This window comes from Rhizobium sp. CF080 (assembly GCF_000282095.2).
In the GTDB taxonomy this organism is placed as follows: Bacteria; Pseudomonadota; Alphaproteobacteria; order Rhizobiales; family Rhizobiaceae; genus Neorhizobium.
In genome coordinates this window covers 743,145-763,194 of record NZ_AKKC02000004.1, presented here as the reverse complement: position 1 = coordinate 763,194, position 20,050 = coordinate 743,145, and the positions used below count along the sequence as shown (strand labels likewise).

The following is a 20,050-nucleotide window of genomic DNA, read 5'->3' as shown; positions in this document are numbered from 1 at the left end:
AGGTCACGCCGTCGGGCGTGATGGGCGGAGGCCAGCGACTGCCAGCCTCCGGATACGGTTCAGATCCCGAACGTGTCGCGGAACTTTTCCTGGACTTCCGGCAGCTTCTTGATGCCGTCGGCCGTCGCGATCGACTTTGTCTTGTAGCTGTTGAGCGGGCGCATGCCTTCGGCAAGCGGCACGCCGGCCCGAAGCGGATAACGGTAGTCCTTGGCGAAGTATTCGGCGATTTCCTGCCCGAGCAGGAAGTTCTCGAACAGCCGCGCGGCATTCGGATGCGGCGCATCCTTCATGATCGCGGTTGCCGAAGGCGGCAGCAGGGCGCCGTCGGTCGGGTAGATGACGCCGATCGGCACCTTTTTCAGGATCGAGTCCGACAGGATCAGCGGCAGCGGCGCCAGCGCCACCTTACGTTCGCCCGATGCGACCAGGTTATGCCCGTCGGCCACCGAGCGGCCGATTTGTGGTTTGTTCTTCTCGATATTCTTGAAGAAATCCCAGCCGTAGAGGTCGTTCATTAGGATCGTCCAGAGCCCGACGCTGCCGGAGAAGCTGGGATGACCAATGGCGACCTGGCCCTTCCACTTCGGATCGGCAAGATCGGTCCAGTTCTTCGGCGCTTCCGCCTCGGTCACCAGTTTGGTGTTGTAGGCGATGACCAGCGGCGAGACGCCCGACGTGATCCAGTAGTTTTCCTTGTCGGCCAGCGCACGAAGCTCCGGCACCATGTCCTTGAGGTTTTCCGGTGCGAACTGGGCAAGCGCACCCTGTTCTTTCAGCTGCAGCATCTGACCGTCGTCATTGGTCGACATCAGGTCGCCCTGCACGGCCTTGGCCTGCAATTCCTGCACGAGGCGCTGGAAGATAACCTGGCCGGAGGCGCGTACGACGTTGCAGCCGACGCCGGCATATTTCGTCTTGAACAGGCCGCACATGCCGTCGGCGAACTCGGTGGTCGTCTGAGAGACGTACCAGGTGACCGAACCTTCCTTCTTGGCGGCGTCGTAGAGCTGCTTTTCGCCGGCCGTCATTTCAGCCGCGCCGGCAAGACCGGCCGCCAGCAAGAATGCCGGAACCAGGCCGGCCACATAGGTAATGGCATGCTTCATGATCTCTCCTCCCTTTGATCCGGCCCATTGCCGGCGATAAGCTCGACCCTCCCGAGCTTAAAAATTCATGCGTAGGTTCCGTCCTGCTCGATCCCGGTGGCGATGCTCCTCATCATTCTCCGGGGATCAGCTGGCGTTCCACCGGGCGCATCAGCGCCAGGAAGTCGCTGAAATATTCGCCCTGGATGACCACGTGGTTGCGCATCGCATCGCGGGCACGGGCGTCGTCGCGAGCACGGATCGCCGCGAGCACCTCCTCGTGCTCCGACAGCGAACTGTTGACGCGTCCGGGCACACGCAATTGCAGGCGCCGATAGGGCTTCAGCCTGCGCTGCAGCGCATGGGCGTTCTCGGCGAGGAAGCCGTTGCCGCTCGCCTCGTAGATCAACCGGTGGAATTCCGCATTGGCGTAATAATAATCGTCCGAATTGCCGGCCTGCTGGGCCGTGGCGCAGGCGGCTTGCGCCTCTTCGAGCAGCTTCAGCTGCTCCGGGCGGATGCGGCGGGCGGCAAGCCGGGCGCACATGGCCTCGAGCTCGCCCATCACCTCGAACATCTCGACAAGCTCGGTGATCGACAGCTGGGTGACGAAGGCGCCGCGATTGGGCACCATCTTGACGAGACCCATGGTGCTCAACTGGATTAATGCCTCGCGCACCGGCGTGCGGGAGACCTGGTGCCGGGCCGCAAGCCCCGCCTCGTCGAGCCGGTCGCCGGGCGAATAGAAGCCCGTCACGATATCCTGCTCGATCGCATCGCGAACGCTCGGTTTGCCCTGTTTGCCTTTGAGCTGCACGTTCATGGGCCTATCCTGCCGATGCGGCCGCCGCAAAATGCGGCTCCGCCTGTTGGGTATTCCCTTTTTGCTCTGCCAGCTGACGCACCGCAGTGATAGCCGCCGTCACTCCGTCGCCGGCCGAGGCCGCCAGATGAGCCACCGAACGGGCGCGAATATCTCCGGCTGCGAAAATGCCCGGCACCGACGTCTGCATGTCGAGATCGACGACGATCCGGCCGTCCGGGGCTAGTGTCACCGTGTCGCTCAGGAAGGATGTATTGGGCTCCAGGCCCACATAGACGAAGATGCCGTGGCAGGCGACGTCGCTCTCTGCGCCGGTCGAAAGATCGCGGACCGTTATGGCGCTGACGCCGCCTTCGCCGCTGATGGCAGTCGCAATCGTATTCAGTCTGACTTCAATGTTGGAGGCTTCGTTGGCTTTTGCCTGCAAAGCGGCGCTGGCACGGAGGCGCGAGCCGCGATGAATGACCGTGATGCGGGTGGCATGAGGGACCAGCGCCAGCGCTTCGTCGAGCGCCGAATCCCCGCCGCCGATGATGCAGACATCCTTGCCGCGCATCAGCGGTCCATCGCAGGAGGCACAGTGGGAAACGCCGCGCCCCTCGAATTCCGCTTCGCCCGGAATGCCGAGCGTGCGTTTGGCCGAGCCGGCAGCAATGATCACCGCGCCTGCGGTCAGATCGAGATCTGCGCCGGCGATGCGGAAGCCGCTATCCGTCTTCGAGATGGTCTCGATCGTATCAAGCGCGAATTCGACGCCTGCCTCGTCCGCCTGCATCTGCAGCATCGGGCCGAGTTCGAAACCGGACATGCCTTCGCTTGGGCCTGGAAAATTGTCAATGCGGTCGACATTGATCACCTGGCCGCCGGCGCCGAGCATGTCAATGATCATCGTGCGCGCGCCGTGGCGGGCGGCTGCGATCGCGGCATTGAGCCCCGCTACGCCTGCTCCGATGACCGCGATGTCGTAATCGTTCGCCATCGTCAGCGCCAATCGTCGATGGAAACGGTCGTGCGGTAATGCGCGCCGTAGATCTGCCAATAGCCGTTGGATTCGCCGCCGACGACCACGACATTGATGTCCTGCGGGCGGAAGATGTGGATGAGTTCGTCCTTGCCGGGCTTCAGCTTGCCGGCCATCGGTTCCTCGCCGAAGGTGGCGCGGGGATAGATATAATTCTGCACCAGTTGCAGGTCCCAATAGCGACCGGCCGGCATCTGCGCCGTCTCGTAGATGAAGTTCAAGAGGTCCTGCTTGTTCACGAAACCGCCGCGATCGATGAACTGCCTGGCGCAGATCGGGTCGAGCACCAGCGTCGGCGCCGTGATCGCATCGGTGCCGAGCAGCATGTCGCGTACGTGTTCGCGCCAGTATTCCTTGCGCAGGCCGAGGCTGAAGGTCGTGGAACGGCAGCCGTGGAAGATGCTGACAGCACTCGTCTTGGCGTCGAAACCCTTCTGCACATGCAGCGGCTCCCACGGGCTCCGCTCCTCGTTTTCCGCAAAGGTCAGGTTGTTATAGGTATAGTTGTTGCCGAGGGAACCCATAAAGGTCTCGCCCACAACCGAGCCGCCCTGCAGGTTCTGCGACAGCAGCCCGAAGGCGCGGCCGATCGTGGCATTGGCATGGCTGTAGGGACCGAGCGCGCCGACGCCGCAGTTCATGCCGATCTCGTTGCGGACAGGTCCATTAACGACTGCCATGGCCGCTGCCGACGAGGAGGTCGAGCCGCGGGCAGAAATCTGGGCTGCCGCCAGTGCCAGGATCACCGGGAAATATTCGGGCGAAGCGCCGGCCATGACGGCGTTCACGGCAACCTTCTCGACCGTGTATTCCCAAAGGCCACGATTGGTGGTCGGCTGCATGTGGCCGACGACCTCGTCCGGCTTGCGGGATGTGCCGGCCAGCATGTCGGCGACGCGGGCGTCTGTCGGCAGGATGATCGGCAGCTTGTCGGTCCAGCTGTTGCGCAGGAACGCGGCGTGGAGATTGTCCTCCGTGTCCGGCTCGATGAGGCGCGGCGTGCTGCGCTCGAACTGCGCATCCTCGGCGCTCGCCGAAAGGCCGACGGTCAGAGCATCGATGATTTCCTTCATCACCGGCTTGCCGCTGATCGGGTCGATACCCTCCACATAGGCGCGCAGCTCTTCCGGTGTCTTACCCATCACCGGCTGGGGCACGAAGACCAGCGGCTGCTGCGAGAGGCCACCCATCTTGGCGACGGAGCGAACGACCTTGTCGAACTTGTCTGTATGGATTGCCGCGGTCGGCACGCCGTATTTGGTTTCAAGCGTGATCGCATGAGTGGTGACGGCCGGTGCGCAGGTGCTGCAATGTCCGACGCCGATGATCGCGGCATGGCCGCTCGCCTTGATCTCTTGCCAGAGCGTCGGATCGTCCTTGGAATACATGTTAGCGAGCTGGCGAATACGCACCTCGACCGACGGCATGTTGCGCGCGAACCAGGCTTCGACCTCCTTCAGGAGCTCGACGGAATCGTCAAAGCGGCTGTCGACAAGATAGATGACCTTGCCGTCGAGGCTTGTCGGCCGGTCCGCCGGCTGCTTGCGGCTGACCTTGGGCGGGTAACCCATCGGGTTGTGGACGGTGACAAGCGGCTGAGCGCTGTCCGGCTTTCCCTGTTGCAACATCCCACTTCCTCCCGAAATGATCCGCGCTCGTATGCAATTCATAGTCCACGCGTATACATGAACCGTCAAGTCCTAAAATCACGATCGGCTATTTTGCGACTGCTGCGGGCTCGAAAGTTCGGGAAAACTGATCGCGGAGTATATTCTTCTGGACCTTGCCCATGGTGTTGCGCGGCAGTTCGGCCATGAACACCACCTTCTTCGGGCGTTTATAGCCCGCCAGGCGGCCGTCGAGCGCCTTGATGACGTCCAGTTCGGTCAGCTGGGCGCCCGTTTTCAGGACGATCGCGGCAATGATGCCCTCGCCGAAATCCGCATGCTTGACGCCAAAGACGGCGCTTTCATAGACGCCCGGCATGGCGTCGATCTCCATCTCCACCTCTTTCGGGTATACATTGTAGCCGCCGGTGATGATGAGGTCCTTGCCGCGGCCGACGATATGCAGGTAGCCGTCCGGGTCGACCTTGCCGAGATCGCCCGTGATGAAGAAGCCGTCCTTGCGGAATTCCGCTGCGGTCTTTTCCGGCATGTGCCAATAGCCCGAAAACACGTTCGGGCCGTGCACTTCGATCATGCCGATCTCCTCGGTGCCGAGGGATGTGCCGGTTTCCGGATGGGTGATCCGCACCCGGACGCCCGGCAACGGAAAGCCGACCGTGCCGGCGAGACGCCGCCCGTCATAGGGATTCGAAGTATTCATGTTGGTCTCGGTCATGCCGTAGCGTTCGAGGATGGCGTGTCCGGTGCGCGCCTGCCATTCCTCGTGAGTCTCGGCCAGAAGCGGCGCCGAACCGGAGACGAACAGCCGCATATGGGCGGTGCTTGCCTTGTCCAGTCCCGGATGCTGCAGGAGGCGCGTGTAGAAGGTCGGCACGCCCATCAGCGCAGTCGCCTGCGGCATCGCCTCCATGATCTTGTTCGGATCGAATTTAGGCTGGAAAATCATCGAGGCGCGCGAGGCGAGCACCACGTTGGTGGCGACAAAAAGCCCGTGCGTGTGGAAGATCGGCAGCGCGTGGATCAGCACGTCCTTGTCGGTAAAGCGCCAGCTTTCCACCAGCGACATCGCGTTCGACAGAAGGTTGTCGTGGCTGAGCATGGCCCCCTTGGAGCGCCCAGTCGTGCCGGATGTGTAGAGGATGGCTGCAATGTCCGCCCCGCCCCGCGCCGAGGTTTTAGCGATCGGCGTGGCGACAGCGGCCGCGTCGGTGAGCGTCCCCTTGCCCAGCGGGTCGAGCGTCAAGATTTTCGCACCGGCCGCCTTGGCAATCGGCTGCAGAGCCTCGAGCTTCGAAGGATCGCAGACGAAAATCGCGGGCTCGGCGTCGGTCAGGAAATATTGGATTTCCGCCGGTGTATAGGCGATGTTGAGCGGCAGGTAGATGCCGCCGGCCCTGACCGTCGCAAGATAGAGCGCCAGCGCCGCCACCGACTTTTCCGCCTGGACCGCGACCCGGTCGCCCGGCTGCAGGCCGGCTTCGAGAAGCGCTCCGGCCAGTCGCGCGCATTGATCGGCGAAGGCGCGGTAGCTCATGGTGCCGACCGTTTCGTCCGTCAGGAGCAGCCGATCCTCCCGGTCGAGGCCGCCGAGCAGCGCGTCGTAGAGATTACCAGCCATCAAAACACCTCCTGTGAAACCGGTTGGGCCAGTTTGCGCAGCGCCGGCATCGCTGCGATATGGCCGTTTTCGGCATAAGCTTCATGATTTTTTTCGATCTCGCCAAGCCGGTAGCGATAGTTCACCATCAGGCCGTATGACTGGCGCATGCCCTTCTGCGAACGGTCACCGAGGAAATTGAGCCGTTCGGCCTGCGCACCGTTTCCGAGGTGGAAACGGGCGACCGGATCGACCGGACGGCCGTTGCCACGGCGAACGTTCAACAGGTAATGCGCCGCGAGCGGCAGCATGGCGCGCCGGATCTGGTCGAGCTCGCGCTCGCCGGCAGCGGCCCAATCACCTTCAAGCCGGGCCATAAGCCGCTGCTTTTCCTCCTGGATTTGCGCGCTGTCGGTGAACCGGCTTTCGCCGCGCAACCAGGCGCCGAAGCCCGGCATGGGAGAGAGCGTCACGAAATTTTCAAGCCGCGGCAGGTCGCGCTTCAGGTCGTTGACGACCTGCTTGATCAGGAAATTGCCGAGCGAAATGCCGGCCAGACCGCGCTGGCAGTTGGAAATCGAATAGAAAACGGCGGTCGTCGCCTGCTGGACTTCCAGCGGCTGGCGGTCGCGGGCGAGAAGCGCGTCGACCGAGGCCGGCAGGTGGTCGGTCAGCGCCACCTCGACGAAAATCAGCGGTTCGTCTTCCAATTGCGGGTGGAAGAAACCGAAACAGCGGCGATCGACGGGCGCCAGCCGCCGGCGCAGGTCGTCCCAGCCGTCAATATCATGCACGGCCTCGTAACGGATCAGCGCCTCCAGGATATTGGCGGGCGTGGTCCAGTCGATCGATCGCAACATCAGGAAACCCCGGTTGAACCATGAGGAGAAGAGATGGCAGAAGTCGAGGTCGACCGGCTGCAGCGCCGGTTCCTTTGACAGCATGTCCATCAGATGCTCGCGCATCTCGACCAGCGTCGCGGTGCCGCGCTTGGCGAAATTGATGCGACGGAAAAGCTCCTGCCGGCGCGGTTCGGCCGCCTCGTGCAGCCTTGCAATATTCTGGGCGCTCGGCTCGGTGTTATAGGCCGCGGCCGCGGCATCGAGGGCCGTGCGATCGGGACCGAAGCGATCGAGCAGCGCGCGCATGAAAGCGTCTCGCTCCAAGGCGCTTGCCTGACGATAGGCTTCGAGGAATGCTTCAGCAAGGATGGCGCCCGAAACTTCGCCCCGGCGCGACAGGATCATCTCGGCCAGACCGATCAGATCGCGGTTCTGTACCGGTGGTGACGAAAGGCCGAACAAGGCTCGGCCGCGGCCCGACAATGACTGGATCAGCTCGCCGATAAACGGAGGAGCATCCCACCAGCCGAAAACTGGGTCCTTGTTGCTCATCTCTTTTTCTCCTGCCCATTCATTGCATACAGCAGATACTGGATCGTATGCAAGTCAGCGCCGCGAGACCGAGCGGTTTTAGGCTATTCCATCGCGAGGATCATGTTGCGGACGACGGGATAGATCTCTTTCTCCCAGCGGCGGCCGCTGAAGACGCCGTAATGCCCGACATTCGCCTGCAAATGATGGCGCCGCAGATGCGGGCGCAGCGAATGGCAGAGATCGTGGGCGGCCGAGGTCTGTCCGAGCCCGCAGATATCGTCGCGCCCGCCCTCGACGGTCAGAAGCGCTGTGGCGTGGATATGGTTGGGATCCACCTTCCGGCCATGATGGGTGTAGGTGCCGTTCGCGAGCTCCGCCCTCTGGAAGACGCGATCGATCGTCTCGATGTAGAATTCCTCGGTCATGTCGAGCACCGCGAAATATTCGTCGTAGAAATGCTTGATCTTGTTCGCCTCGGCCGTCTCGCCCTTGGCGAGATGGCCGTAGAGCTTGCGATGCGCCTCCACATGACGCTCCATGTTCATGCTCATGAAGGCGACCAGCTGCAGGAAGCCCGGATAGACGCGCCGTCCGCTGCCCGGAAAACCCATCGGAACGCCGGTGATCAACTCGCTCTTGAACCAGGACAGCGGCTTCGACACGGCCAGTTCGTTGACCTTGGTCGGGCTCTCGCGGGTATCGACCGGTCCGGCCATCAGCGTCATGGTGCGCGGGGTTGCCGGGTTTTTCGCCTCGGACATCACGGCGACTGCGACGAGCGCCTGGACGCAGGGTTGGCAGACGGCGAGGATATGGCCGCGGGGGCCGATCTCTTCCAGGAAGCGGATAATATAGTCGACATAGTCGTCCATGCCGAAACGGCCAGCGGACGTTGACACATCCCGCGCATTGGCCCAGTCGGTGACGTAGACGTCATGGTCCTTCAGCAGCGTCTGGACAGTGCCGCGCAGCAGCGTCGCGAAATGGCCTGAGAGCGGAGCGACCACCAACACCCGCGGGCGGGGCGTATCGACGTCCGCGACAAAATGCAGGAGTCGCCCGAAGGGCAGGTCGAGTGCCGTCTCAACAGCGATCGGCACGTCGCGATTGCCGATCGTGACCGAGGTGATCTCAAACTCCGGCCGCTCATGGGTGATCTTGAAGCGCGACATCAGTTCAAGTGCGGCGGCCGCATGCCGGCCCATCTCGCTTCCGGCACCGAAAAACAGTGTGGAGGACATCAGTTGCAGGCGTCGGGCCAGATCCCGCATCGGGGCGAGGATGTCGTCCTGGAATTGATAGGCCTGGTAGAGCATGAACGGACCCCCGCGCCGCTAAAATGCGGCAGTGCAAAAATGCTAGTGCAATATGTCTCGCGATGCGAGAAGATTGTAAGCGACAAGTATGATTGTCCGGCAAGGGTTGAAAACTGATGACGCAGGCGGCACTGACGATCTCTTCGAAAAACTATTCCTCCTGGTCGCTGCGGGGCTGGCTCCTGTGCCGCATGGCAGGTCTTGATTTCGAGGAAGTGCTGGTCGAGATGAATGACGACGCGCGCCAGGAACTGCTGCTTCTGTCGCCCTCCGTGCTGGTGCCTCGGCTGACCCATAACGACGTCACTGTCTGGGATACGCTGGCGATCGCCGAATATCTGAACGAGGTCACGCCGGAAGCCGGTCTCTGGCCCGCCGACATTGCCGACCGCGCCCGCTGTCGCGCGGTTTCGGGGGAAATGCATTCGGGCTTCCACAATCTGCGCTCCGCCCTGCCGATGAACCTCAAGGCTAGGCACGAGCGTTTCAAGATCTTTTCCGGCGCCCGGCCGGATGTCGAACGCGTCAAGACGATCTGGTCCGAATGCCTGGAGGCGAGCGGTGGCCCTTGGCTGTTCGGCGCCAATCCAACGGTGGCGGACGCGATGTATGCGCCCGTCTGCACCCGTTTCCGCACCTATGCGGTCGAACTCGAACCAAAGCTCGCGGCTTATGCGGAGATGGTCCTAGCCTGGCCGCTGATGCTCGAATGGACTGAAGGTGCACTTGCCGAACCGGACGAAATCGTAGAGTTGGAAGTGGAATTCTAGGCCGCGGAAGACATATCGGACATCATGAGCTCGAAACCCTACGATCCCAGCGCTGACGGCGCGGAAATGTCCTTCCGCGAGAAAATGTCCTATTCCGACTACCTGCATCTCGAAAAGGTGCTCGACGCGCAGGCGCCGATCTCGACGGCCCATGACGAACTGCTGTTCATTATCCAGCACCAGACCTCCGAACTGTGGATGAAGCTCGCCATCCACGAGATCACCTCGGCGATCTCGGCGATCCGCAACGACAATCCGCAGCCGGCCTTCAAGATGCTCAGCCGCGTCGCCCGCATCTTCGAACAGCTCAACAATGCCTGGGACGTGCTGCGCACCATGACGCCCAGCGAATACACCGAATTCCGCGCCTCGCTCGGCCAGTCCTCCGGATTCCAGTCCTATCAGTACCGGGCGATCGAATTCCTTGCCGGCAACCGCAATCTCGCCATGCTCGGCCCACATGCGCATCGGCCCGATGTCATCGAGATGCTGGAAGGCATCCTCGCCCGCCCGAGCCTTTACGACGAGGCGCTGATGCTGCTTGCCCGGCGCGGGTTCGATATTGGTGGAGACGCGGCGAGAACCGACTGGCGCACGAAACGCAGCGAGAACGAGCAGGTATTGGAGGCCTGGAAACAGGTCTATGGTGCGCCCGGCACCTATTGGGAGCTTTACGAACTCGCCGAAAAGCTGGTCGATTTCGAGGACTATTTCCGCCGTTGGCGATTCAATCACGTCACCACGGTGGAACGGGTGATCGGCTTCAAGCGCGGCACCGGCGGCACCTCGGGAACGTCATATCTCAAGAAGATGCTGGAGGTCGAACTGTTCCCCGAACTCTGGCGGGTGCGCACCGTCCTGTAAGCTGCGCGCGGCTGGAAGCGCCGGTTGGTGATCTTCTTGAGCCGGGTTATGCTGGCTCAAAAGCGAGGAGCCGATGCGGACGAAGGGACAAAACGGGTTTCGGATGTTTCGATGCGGCATGACCGGCGTGCAGGCGGTCGTGGCCCGCTCTGACCACCATTTCGCCCGCCACACCCATGACCAGTTCGGCATTGGCGTGATCGAGAGCGGCGCCCAGAAATCCGCAAGCGGCCGCGGTCCGGTGGAAGCCGGACCGGGCGACCTCATCACCGTCAATCCCGGCGAAGTACATGACGGCGCGCCGATCGGCGACGAGGGCCGTTTCTGGCAGATGCTCTATTTCGATCCGGATGTGATCGCCCGTGCCGCGGCCGATATCCTGCAGGGCAGACCCGGCGATTTCGAGTTTACCGATCCGGTGCTGAGGCAAGCGCCGCTCGCCGGGACGATGCGCCGGCTTTTCCAGGTTATGACCATGAACGCGGCCGGCGCCGGTCTCCGCCGCCAGGAATTGCTACTCACGCTGCTCGCCGAGGTCATGCGGGAGGCGCCGACGTTAAAACCTGTTCCTGCGGGGATAAGAGCCGTGCGGCAACGGATCGACGACGATCCGGCCAATGAGGTCACTCTTGCCGATCTCGCAGACCTCGCCAACCTCAACCAGTTTCAGCTTTTGCGGGCTTTCGACAAGGCGATGGGGCTTACCCCCCACGCCTACCTGCTCCAGCGGCGCATCCAGCTCGCCCGAAAACTGATCGCCACCGGCACGAGACTTGCTGAAGCGGCGCTCGCCAGCGGTTTTTCCGACCAAAGCCATATGACGCGGATCTTTACACGAAGTTTTGGCCTTTCCCCTGGCGCCTATGCGCGAGCGCTGCGTTAGTCGCAGATTTCATCGCAGGAACCGATGGCTGTACCCATGAACACAGATGGCGCTTGCCGTCTGTCGCAGCAGGATTACCCTTCGCTTCGGATATCCAACCGGCTTCAGGAGGGCAGACCATGGCCGCATGCTTCCGATACATCGTCAATGACGTGAACGCCGCCATCGATTTCTATACCGCGCATCTCGGCTTCAAGCTCGAGATGCATCCCGCCCCGCCCTTTGCGGAAATCTCGCGCGGCGACATGCATCTTTATCTCTCCCAGCCGAACCCGCGGGGTGGCGGGGGTGCACCGATGCCGTCCGGAGAACAGCAAGCGCCCGGGGGCTGGAACCGTATCCATCTTACCGTCGAGGATCTGGATGGGATGGTTGAACGGCTGAAGCTGGCTGGCTGCGGTTTCCGCAACGAGATCATCCAGGGAACGGGAGGCAAGCAGATTCTGCTCGAAGACCCATCCGGAAACCTGATCGAACTGTTCGAGCCGAATACGCCCGCTTATCGCGCGCCGGGCTCGAGCACGAGGGCCGCCGGCGGTTGACCGACGACCGGAAGGACCTCAGCTCAGCGCGAGATCGAAGACGTGATGATGGATGTGGCCGTCGAACATGGTGAGCAGGCCCTTGGTCATGTCCCGGCTCTCGTAACGCACCGGCGATTCGAGGGCAGCGGCCAGCGCTTCGCGGCTTTCGTACATGGTCGACAGCACCATCGGGTAGGACGGGGCGCCCTCGTCCCGCTCGATATTATAGAGCACGCGGACTTCCTTGATGCCCGGAAAGGCGAGCCACATGGGCATCAGCTTCTCGGCCACATAGGCCTTGAACGCCTCTTCCCGGCCGGTATGGATCGTGCCTTCGAAAAAGGCCTGACGGATGATCATAGTATTTCTCTGTTCAGTTGACGGTAGTCGGCGGCTTTTCGCCGGCGAAATGTGCGGCGATATTGGCAAGCACCAGCTCGCCCATGGCGACGCGGGTCTCAACCGTGGCGCTGCCCTGATGAGGCATCAGCACCGTGTTCGGCGCCGTGAAGAAATCTTCGCGAATGCGCGGTTCGTTGAGATAGACGTCGAGACCGGCGGCGCCGATCGTGCCGTCGTTAAGGGCCGCGAGCAGCGCGTCCTCGTCGACAACGCTGCCGCGCGCGATATTGATAAGAATACCCTTCGGCCCCAGCGCCTTCAGCACCTCGGTATTGACGATGTTCTGGGTCGCAGCATTCGCGGCAACGATGACGCACAGCACGTCGCTGTCTTCAGCCAGTGCCACCGGCGAGGCGCAGGACTTCCAGGTCGTGTCCTTGACCGGCGAGCGGTTCCAGAAGCGGACGTCCATGCCGAAGGCTTCGGCGCGGCGGCCAAAAGCCTTGCCTATCTGGCCGAGGCCGAGAATGCCGAGGCGCTTGCCTTTCGGGCTGTTGCCGAGCGGGAAGTTTTCCTTGCCCCACTTGCCGGCGCGCACGAAGGCGTCGCCCCTGGCGATATGGCGCAGCACTGCGAGCATCAGCGCGATGCCCATGTCGGCGACATCATCGGTCAGCACGCCGGGCGTGGTAGTGACGTCGATATTGCGGCTGCGGGTGAATTTGAGATCGACCTTGTCGGTGCCGACGCCGTTGATGGCGATGACGCCAAGCGCCGGCATCTTCTCGATCCATTCGTTGGAGAGGCCGGTTCCACCGCCGGTCGCGACGGCGCGGATGTTCGGCAAGGCCGCTTCGATCGCCGCCTTCTGCGACGGGTCATACATCCGGCGGACCGTATAGGCGGCATCGAGCTGGTCCTCGATGAATTTCATCAACGGTTCGACGAGCAGGATATCTGGTTTCACGTCCGGTACTCCGTATTTCGATTGGTGGCAGCGGTTTTAAGAGATCTGTCCGAGGAAGATCTTCAGGCGCTCGTTCTTGGGATTGCCGAAGAATTCTTCCGGCACGGCCGTTTCGAGGATTTCGCCGCGGTCCATGAAGATCACCCGGTCGGCGACCTGGCGGGCAAAGCCCATTTCATGGGTGACGCAGAGCATGGTCATGCCCTCCTTGGCGAGGTCGATCATGGTGTCGAGCACTTCCTTGACCATTTCCGGGTCGAGGGCCGAGGTCGGCTCGTCGAACAGCATGATCTTCGGGTTCATGCAGAGTGCGCGGGCGATCGCGACGCGCTGCTGCTGGCCGCCGGAAAGCTGAGCCGGGTATTTTTCGGCCTGTTCGGGAATGCGCACCCGCTCCAGGTATTTGCGGGCGGTCTTTTCCGCCTCGACCTTGGAAATGCCGCGCACCTTCATCGGCGCCAGCGTGCAGTTTTCCAGAACCGTCATATGCGGGAAAAGGTTGAACTGCTGGAAGACCATGCCGGTCTCCTGGCGGACGATATCGACATTCTTGCCGCCGGCCGTGAGGTCATGGCCATCGACGACGATCCTGCCCTTCTGGATCGTCTCCAGCTGGTTGATGCAGCGGATCAGCGTCGACTTGCCTGAGCCGGACGGGCCGCAGATGACGATGCGCTCCCCCCGGTTGACCGACAGGTCGACATCCTTCAGCGCGTGGAAGCCGCCATACCACTTGTTGACGCCTTCCATCCTGACGGCGAGTTCGGAAGTTCCTCGCGTGGCCGCGGCCGATGCGTTTGCGTTCACCTCAGTCATTGCGAGGAACTCCCTTTCGATAGTCAGTTCTGGTCTTACTTGGCGTTGGCGACGAAGTCCGGCAGCGGAGCGCCGAGCCACTTTTCATGGATCTTGCCGAGTTCACCATTGGCCTTGACCTTGGCGATGAAGGCGTTGACAGCCGTCAGCAGTTCGGCCGAGCCCTTGCGGACGGCGATGCCCTGAACCTGCTGGCTGAGCTGCAGTTTCTGGGTAAAGCGGCCGGGAGCGGCCTTTTCGATCTGGGCGGCGACGACGTTGGAGACGCCGATCAGCTGGACCTGGCCGGACAGCAGGGCCTGGACGGCGCTGGCGTCGTCGTCGAAACGCTGGATCTTGGCGTCGGCCGGAGCGATCTTCGTCACGCCGGTATCCTGGGTCGAGGCACGGGCGACGCCGATCGTCTTGCCCGAGAGATCTTCCGGCTTGGAGACTGCGGTCGCCTTGGCGCCGAAAACGCCGATCGAAATGCCGGCATAGGGCTGCGAGAAATCGACGCTCTTGGCGCGCTCTTCGGTGATGCCGAGCGAGGCGACGAGCAGGTCGACCTGGTTGCTCTGCAGGTAAGGAATGCGGTTCGGGCCGGTGACCGGAACGATCTGCACCTTCACGCCGAATTCCTTGGCGAGCAGCTTTGCCACGTCGGCGTCGTAACCGTCCGGCTCGTTCGAGGTGTTCATGATGCCGAATGGCGGGAAGTCGACAAGCATGCCGATCTTCACGGTGCCTGTGGACTTGATGCTTTCGACGGTCTGCGCCGATGCGGTGGAGGCGCCTGCGCCCATCATCAGGCCTGCGCCGATGACAGCCATAACCACGCGTCTAGAAATGTTCATTTTCCTACCCTTTCTGTTGCACCGGTTTCCTCCCTCCGGCTCGGGTCCCGTCAACGCGCCGTTGCGCGGGAGAATCTGATTTCCATGCGACGCGCCAGTACCGAGAGCGGCCAGCAGAGGACGAAATAGACCGCCGCCACCGTGCCGAACACCATGAACGGGCTGAATGTTGCGTTGTTGATGATCTGGCCCTGGCGGGTGAGCTCCGTAAAACCGATGATTGCCGCAAGCGACGTGCCCTTGATGAGCTGCACCAGGAAGCCGACCGTCGGGGCTACGGCAATCTTCGAGGCCTGCGGCAGCACGACGTAACGCATGCGGTTGAAATAGCGCAAGCCGAGTGCGGTGGCAGCTTCGCGCTGGCCGGGCGGAACCGCCTCGATGCAGCCGCGCCAGATTTCGCCGAGGAAGGCGCTGGCATGCAGGGTGAGCGCGACGGTTGCCGCAAGCCAGGGGTTGATGGCGAAGCCGAGGATGTTCATACCGAAGAACACCAGGAAGAGCTGCATCAGAAGCGGCGTTCCTTGGAAGACACGGATAAAGCCGGTGGCGATCAGCCGCGGCCATTTGGCATCCGAGACGCGCATGAGCGCGATCAGCAGGCCACCGATGCCGCCGCCGGCAAAGGCGATCGCCGACAGCGCGATCGTCCATTGCGCGGCAAGCACGATGATCCAGAATTCGTTGATGCCGAAAGGTCTGATCAATGGCATGGTCAGGCTCCTATCGGCTCAACGGATATTTGAAGGCGGCCTTCTCGATCGCCGAAAAGATGGTCGAGAAACCGACCGACATGACGAGATACATGATCGTGATGACGATATAGACCTCGAAGCTCGCGAAGGTTTGCGACTGCAGATTGTTGCCGGCAGCGGCAAGGTCGTCGGCCGAGATCGCCGAGACGACGCTCGAGGTCAGCATCAGGTAGATGAACTGGCTGGTCAGCGACGGATAGACGGTCCTGAGCGCCGGCTTCATGATGATATAGCGGAAGATCTGCAGCTTCGAGAGGCCGAGCGCCGTGCCGGCCTCGATCTGCCCCTTCTGGATCGATTCGATGCCGGCGCGGATGATTTCCGTGCCATAGGCGCCGAAATTGACGACCAGCGCCACGAGCGCAGCGCTGTTCGGCGTCAGGAAAATCCCGAGCGACGGCAGGCCGAAGAAGATGAAGAAGATCTGCACCAGGAACGGCGTGTTGCGGATGACCTCGATATAGGCGTCGATCAGGAAGCGCAGCGGCGCGATGCCGGACGTCTTGCCGGCGGCGCAGGCGATCGAGACGATCAGGCCGATGATCATCGCGGCGACGGAAAGCTGGATCGTCAGCCAGGCGCCGAGAAGAAGCTGGTCGAAACCCGCAAACACGGGCTCGAAATTGAAATTATACAATTGGGACCTCCCCAATAATGTCGAAAAGCACCACTCCTCTGCGGTGCCCATCCATTTAGATCGATCTAAAAGCTTTTCAACCGGTCGTCAACCGGGAATTAACGGATTATCATAGAGCCGGACCGGCGATTGGCCCACAGGACTGGCGGATATGCAGCTGCGTCTCCTTTACAACCCTGCGAGGTGGCAGGAGCGGATCGGTCAGGCGGTCGAGTAGCATGCGCGCTGCATTTTCGCCGATCGTCACCGGCGCGGTGGAGACGGAGGTGAGCCGCGGCCGGATCACCTCGGCCTCGGCGACGTCGTCGAAGCCGATCAGCGAAAAATTCTCGCCGACCTTCAGCCCAAGATCGTGAAGCCCGGCGGAGAGGCCAAGCGCGATCACGTCGTTGAAGCAGACGACCGCGGTCGGCTTGTCCGGGTTTTCGAACAGCAGATGTGCCGAACCGGGGATCTGCGCCGTCTGATCGGAAACGCGGATGATCAGGTCCGGATCGAAGCCACGGGAAAACATCGCATCGCGAAAACCTTCGATTCGCTCCAGATAGGCGGAGTGAACAGGCCCGTGCACCGCGAAGGCGATCCGGCGATGGCCGAGCGAGGCGAGATGACCGACTGCCTCCCGCATGCCGGCGGCATAGTTCACGCCGGCATAGTCGATATCGTCGGATATATGCCTGAGCGCCTGCACCAGCGGCAGGCCCCATTCCGCCATCCGGCCGAGGAATTCCGGTTCGGTGGCGGCCGCCGGGCAGATGATCACGCCGTCGACGCCGTGCTCGCGCATGCGCTGCATGACCATGTCCTGCCGCTCGGCAAGATCGCCGCTGTTGGCGAGGATCACCACCATGCCGGCTGCATCGATCACCGATTCGATGCCGGACAGAAGCTCCGCGAAGAAGGGGTTGGTGAGATTGGGAACCACGACGCCGACCGTATGGCTGCGTTCGGCCCTAAGCCGGGCGGCACCCATATTGTAGACGTAACCGAGTTCGCGCATCGCCTCCTCGACCCGCGCCCGCGTGTCAGCGCCGACCAGCGGGCTCTTGCGGATGACGAGCGAGGCGGTCGCGCGCGACACATTGGCGCGCGCCGCCACGTCGAGAAGCGTCACGCGGCTTTTCTTTTTGTCTTCGAATGGCATCAAAATCACTTAGCAGAGGTGTCAGGAACCCGAACGGATTCCTCCCTATACATTGACCTCGGCATGTGCAGGGTCAATCCGTCTGCTATCTGATCGCATTACTCCGCATCTGCAAGCAGGCCTTCCATTTCCATCAGGAAGGCGAATTCATCGGTAAGACCCGGCGAACAGGCAACCACCGGCCCGCCGCGGGAAAGCAGTTCGTCGAGCGGCGGCACAGCGATCGTGGCGCCGGCCTCCGAGGCGATCAGAACGCCGGCAAGCATGTCCCACGAGGAGAGGTGCCGTTCGTAATAGAGATCGGACACGCCCTCAGCAACGCGGATAAGACCGATTGCAGCAGCGCCCATGCGGCGGTAATCGATACCGCGCTCGTAGAGCTTTCGGGAGATCGCAAGGTAGTCTTCGAAATCCGTGCGGCGGGAATGGCCGAGAATGGCGATCGCGTGGTTGGGATCGCTGGTCCTGGCCACCGCGATCGGCTTGCCGTCCTTGAAGGCCCCCTCACCCCGGATCGCGTGGAAAACCCGGTCCTGCGCCGCGTCATAGATCACGCCCACCAGGATCTTGCCGCCGGCAACGAAGGCGATCGAGACGCCCCAGTGGCGAAAGCCTCGGATGAAATTGGTGGTGCCGTCGATCGGGTCGACCACCCAGGTGCCCCGCTCTCCGGAATGCCCCCCACCCTCCTCGCCCATGAAGGAATCGTCGGGGAATTCGCCGAGCAGGGATGCACGGATCGCTTCTTCCGCCCGCTTGTCGGCGACGGTGACGAAATCCTGCAGGCCCTTGTTCTCGACACCGAGCGTTTCGGGAAGAGCCTCGGCGCGGAAGGCGGCAGCCTGCATGCCGACCCGGCGGGCGACCTCGATTGCGGTTCTTTCCCGGGATTGCAGAGAGGAGAGATCGAATGCAGATGCCATTTATGCACTTCTTCTTTTGACCAGCGTCACCGGCGTGAATTCCACCCTTGCCACAGCGTCCGGTTCGGACATGCGGCTGGTCAGGAGATCGATCACCTGCTCCGCCTGTACGTCGCAGGGCTGTACGAAGGTGGTGAGGTCATAGGCCGACCAGCTTGCCTGAGGGATGTCGTCATGGCCGATCACCTTGACAGACCCGTAGCTCCGGCCGGCCTTGGCGAGCCCGTCGAGAACGCCGCAGGCCATGTAGTCGTTGACCGAGAAGACCCCGTCGATGCCCAGGTCGATCAGCGTCTGCGCCGCCTCGTGGCCGTGGGCATAGTCGTTGATGGCGACCGGGATCAGCGGCGCATCGAGCCCGAGCATCTGGCAGCGGCTCTGAAAAGCCTCGGCGCGGCGGCGCGAGGAATAAGAGACGGACGTGCCGGCGATGACGGCGAGCTTCTTGGCCCCCGTTTCGACGAGATGGTCGACCGCGGTGTAACCCGACATCCGGTCATCGGAAACGACCCGGTCGACAAAGGGGAAGTCCTCGCCCTTGTTGACCAGCACGATCGGCACGCCCTCGACCGCGCATTCCTCGAAGATATGCGAGGGCGGCGCATCCGAGGTGATGATGACACCGGAGACGGCGTAATGCAGCAACTGGCCGATGACGGTGGCGCTGTCCGCTTCCTTGGAGGTCGGCAGCAGGATCGGCCGGTAGTTGCGGGCGATCAGCGCGCGGGCCAGGTTTTCGAGCTGCTGGGTGCGGAACGGATTGTCGAGGCCGGCGGCCACCAGGCCGACGAAATCGGACCGCTTGTTGGTGAGGCTGCGGGCGAGATAGTTGACCCGATAGCCGAGCTCCTTGGCCGCCTGGTAGACCTTCTGCCGGGTTTTTTCCGAAACGCTGGCATCGGGGGTGAAGGCGCGTGATACGGCGGCGCGGGAGACACCGGCCGCACGGGCGACATCGAAGGAGGTGACGCGCCGCTGCTCGCGGGATATGCCGCTCATTTCCCTCGGCCGCATCAGGTCCGGCAAGTCGGTGCAAATGCCGAGCACCGGCAGGACCATGATATCCTTCAGCACGTCCGGCCGCTCCTCATGCCAGAGCACGATCTCCTTGCCGTCGGCAAAAGCCCTGTCGATCAGTTCCTCGGTGACGAATTCCTGCGGCGTGTCGCTCGCCTTTTCCCAGCAGAGATGCAGGATGTCGGCACCAGCCGCCTCGCCTGCCGCATGCGGATCGTGGCCGACGCGGATCAGCACCGAGAGCGGATAATCGCAGCCTATCTCGCGCAGTTCGCGCACCTGGGCGGTATCGAAGGAACCGAGACAGGCGAAGCGCTGATCCATGTCCTTCAGATGCTGCCAGCAGAGCGGGCCGGTGCTCGGCCGCTTCAGCTCGACATAGAGCCCGCAGCCGGTCTCCCGGCCGAGTGCGGCGACTTCCGCAAAGCTCGGCACATCCGGTACCGCCGCGCGCAGCTCGGCAAAGGTCATCTGCGAGATGTGCAGGTCCTTCTGGAAGACCCGTTGCAGATGGTCGTCATGGGAGATGACGACCACGCCGTCCGAGGTCATCTGGGTGTCGAGTTCCCACATTTCGGCGCCGAGTTCGGCGGCGCGGCGAAAGGCGGTCAGCGTGTTTTCCCGCTCATGGCCGCTCGCGCCACGATGGCCGATGCAGAAAGGCAGCCGGCCCTTGTTTTCCGGCCAACCGTATTTGGCAAAGAAGGCGGAAAAGTCGCGCAT

The 20,050-nt window shown here is 62.4% G+C and carries 20 protein-coding genes and 1 pseudogene; 4 read left to right on the top strand and 17 right to left on the bottom strand.

The genetic code is table 11. The features are described 5' to 3' along the window. Positions 1-59 precede the first annotated feature (59 nt). The 7 genes from PMI07_RS10650 to phaZ form a co-directional block, all read right to left on the bottom strand. Positions 60-1,109: an extracellular solute-binding protein gene (locus PMI07_RS10650; RefSeq protein ID WP_007752631.1), complete on the bottom strand. Its 1,050-nt coding sequence runs from the start codon at positions 1,107-1,109 to the stop codon at positions 60-62. A 112-nt stretch (positions 1,110-1,221) separates the two neighbouring features. Continuing rightward, positions 1,222-1,911 (bottom strand): GntR family transcriptional regulator, encoded by a 690-nt coding sequence (locus PMI07_RS10645; protein WP_007752634.1) that lies wholly within the window; start codon positions 1,909-1,911, stop codon positions 1,222-1,224. 4 nt (positions 1,912-1,915) lie between these two features. After that, positions 1,916-2,890 (bottom strand): FAD-dependent oxidoreductase, encoded by a 975-nt coding sequence (locus tag PMI07_RS10640; protein WP_007752637.1) that lies wholly within the window; start codon positions 2,888-2,890, stop codon positions 1,916-1,918. A gap of 2 nt (positions 2,891-2,892) precedes the next feature. Beyond that, positions 2,893-4,560, bottom strand: coding sequence for a hypothetical protein (locus tag PMI07_RS33530; RefSeq protein ID WP_007752638.1), 1,668 nt, complete (start codon positions 4,558-4,560; stop codon positions 2,893-2,895). A gap of 88 nt (positions 4,561-4,648) precedes the next feature. After that, entirely contained in the window at positions 4,649-6,178 is a 1,530-nt protein-coding gene (locus PMI07_RS10630; protein WP_007752640.1) for a malonyl-CoA synthase, read from the bottom strand. Beyond that, on the bottom strand, positions 6,178-7,551 hold the full coding sequence (locus tag PMI07_RS10625; protein ID WP_024163724.1) for a malonyl-CoA decarboxylase: 1,374 nt from the start codon (positions 7,549-7,551) through the stop codon (positions 6,178-6,180). Before PMI07_RS10625 ends, PMI07_RS10630 begins: the two co-directional genes overlap by 1 nt. An 83-nt stretch (positions 7,552-7,634) precedes the next feature. Beyond that, a complete protein-coding gene (phaZ, locus tag PMI07_RS10620; protein WP_007767015.1) occupies positions 7,635-8,849 on the bottom strand; it encodes a polyhydroxyalkanoate depolymerase in 1,215 nt (404 codons plus the stop codon). A 116-nt stretch (positions 8,850-8,965) separates the two neighbouring features. Here phaZ and PMI07_RS10615 point away from each other — a divergent pair, with 116 nt between their 5' ends. The 4 genes from PMI07_RS10615 to PMI07_RS10600 all read left to right on the top strand — a co-directional run bounded on the left by PMI07_RS10615 (position 8,966) and on the right by PMI07_RS10600 (position 11,908). Further along, complete coding sequence (locus tag PMI07_RS10615; protein WP_007767012.1) at positions 8,966-9,619, top strand: glutathione S-transferase; 654 nt, start codon at positions 8,966-8,968, stop codon at positions 9,617-9,619. A gap of 24 nt (positions 9,620-9,643) precedes the next feature. Next, entirely contained in the window at positions 9,644-10,483 is an 840-nt protein-coding gene (gene kynA / locus PMI07_RS10610) for a tryptophan 2,3-dioxygenase (protein ID WP_007767001.1), read from the top strand. A gap of 118 nt (positions 10,484-10,601) precedes the next feature. Next, positions 10,602-11,366: an AraC family transcriptional regulator gene (locus PMI07_RS10605; protein ID WP_245277122.1), complete on the top strand. Its 765-nt coding sequence runs from the start codon at positions 10,602-10,604 to the stop codon at positions 11,364-11,366. Between the two features lie 119 nt (positions 11,367-11,485). Further along, complete coding sequence (locus PMI07_RS10600; RefSeq protein ID WP_007766998.1) at positions 11,486-11,908, top strand: VOC family protein; 423 nt, start codon at positions 11,486-11,488, stop codon at positions 11,906-11,908. A gap of 18 nt (positions 11,909-11,926) precedes the next feature. Here the strand turns inward: PMI07_RS10600 and PMI07_RS10595 are convergent, their stop codons facing one another. The 10 genes and pseudogenes from PMI07_RS10595 to PMI07_RS34840 all read right to left on the bottom strand — a co-directional run. Further along, the gene (locus PMI07_RS10595; RefSeq protein WP_007766993.1) at positions 11,927-12,250 is read right to left on the bottom strand and encodes an EthD protein; all 324 of its coding nucleotides are present in this window, start codon (positions 12,248-12,250) and stop codon (positions 11,927-11,929) included. 13 nt (positions 12,251-12,263) lie between these two features. Then, positions 12,264-13,166, bottom strand: a complete 903-nt coding sequence (locus tag PMI07_RS10590; protein WP_051484171.1) for a 2-hydroxyacid dehydrogenase — start codon at positions 13,164-13,166, stop codon at positions 12,264-12,266. A gap of 69 nt (positions 13,167-13,235) precedes the next feature. Continuing rightward, positions 13,236-14,015: an amino acid ABC transporter ATP-binding protein gene (locus tag PMI07_RS10585; RefSeq protein WP_007766985.1), complete on the bottom strand. Its 780-nt coding sequence runs from the start codon at positions 14,013-14,015 to the stop codon at positions 13,236-13,238. A gap of 35 nt (positions 14,016-14,050) precedes the next feature. Next, complete coding sequence (locus PMI07_RS10580; protein ID WP_007766982.1) at positions 14,051-14,851, bottom strand: transporter substrate-binding domain-containing protein; 801 nt, start codon at positions 14,849-14,851, stop codon at positions 14,051-14,053. A gap of 50 nt (positions 14,852-14,901) precedes the next feature. After that, entirely contained in the window at positions 14,902-15,558 is a 657-nt protein-coding gene (locus tag PMI07_RS10575; protein WP_081760786.1) for an amino acid ABC transporter permease, read from the bottom strand. A gap of 16 nt (positions 15,559-15,574) precedes the next feature. Further along, positions 15,575-16,243, bottom strand: a complete 669-nt coding sequence (locus PMI07_RS10570) for an amino acid ABC transporter permease (RefSeq protein ID WP_007766978.1) — start codon at positions 16,241-16,243, stop codon at positions 15,575-15,577. A 109-nt stretch (positions 16,244-16,352) separates the two neighbouring features. Next, a complete protein-coding gene (locus tag PMI07_RS10565) occupies positions 16,353-17,387 on the bottom strand; it encodes a LacI family DNA-binding transcriptional regulator (protein WP_024163723.1) in 1,035 nt (344 codons plus the stop codon). Positions 17,388-17,485: 98 nt separating this feature from the next. Next, positions 17,486-18,310: an inositol monophosphatase family protein gene (locus tag PMI07_RS10560; RefSeq protein WP_007759933.1), complete on the bottom strand. Its 825-nt coding sequence runs from the start codon at positions 18,308-18,310 to the stop codon at positions 17,486-17,488. After that, positions 18,311-19,309 (bottom strand): LacI family DNA-binding transcriptional regulator, encoded by a 999-nt coding sequence (locus PMI07_RS34845; RefSeq protein WP_037086559.1) that lies wholly within the window; start codon positions 19,307-19,309, stop codon positions 18,311-18,313. A 6-nt stretch (positions 19,310-19,315) separates the two neighbouring features. After that, positions 19,316-20,050: pseudogene (locus PMI07_RS34840) on the bottom strand (glycerophosphodiester phosphodiesterase); the annotation flags it as partial.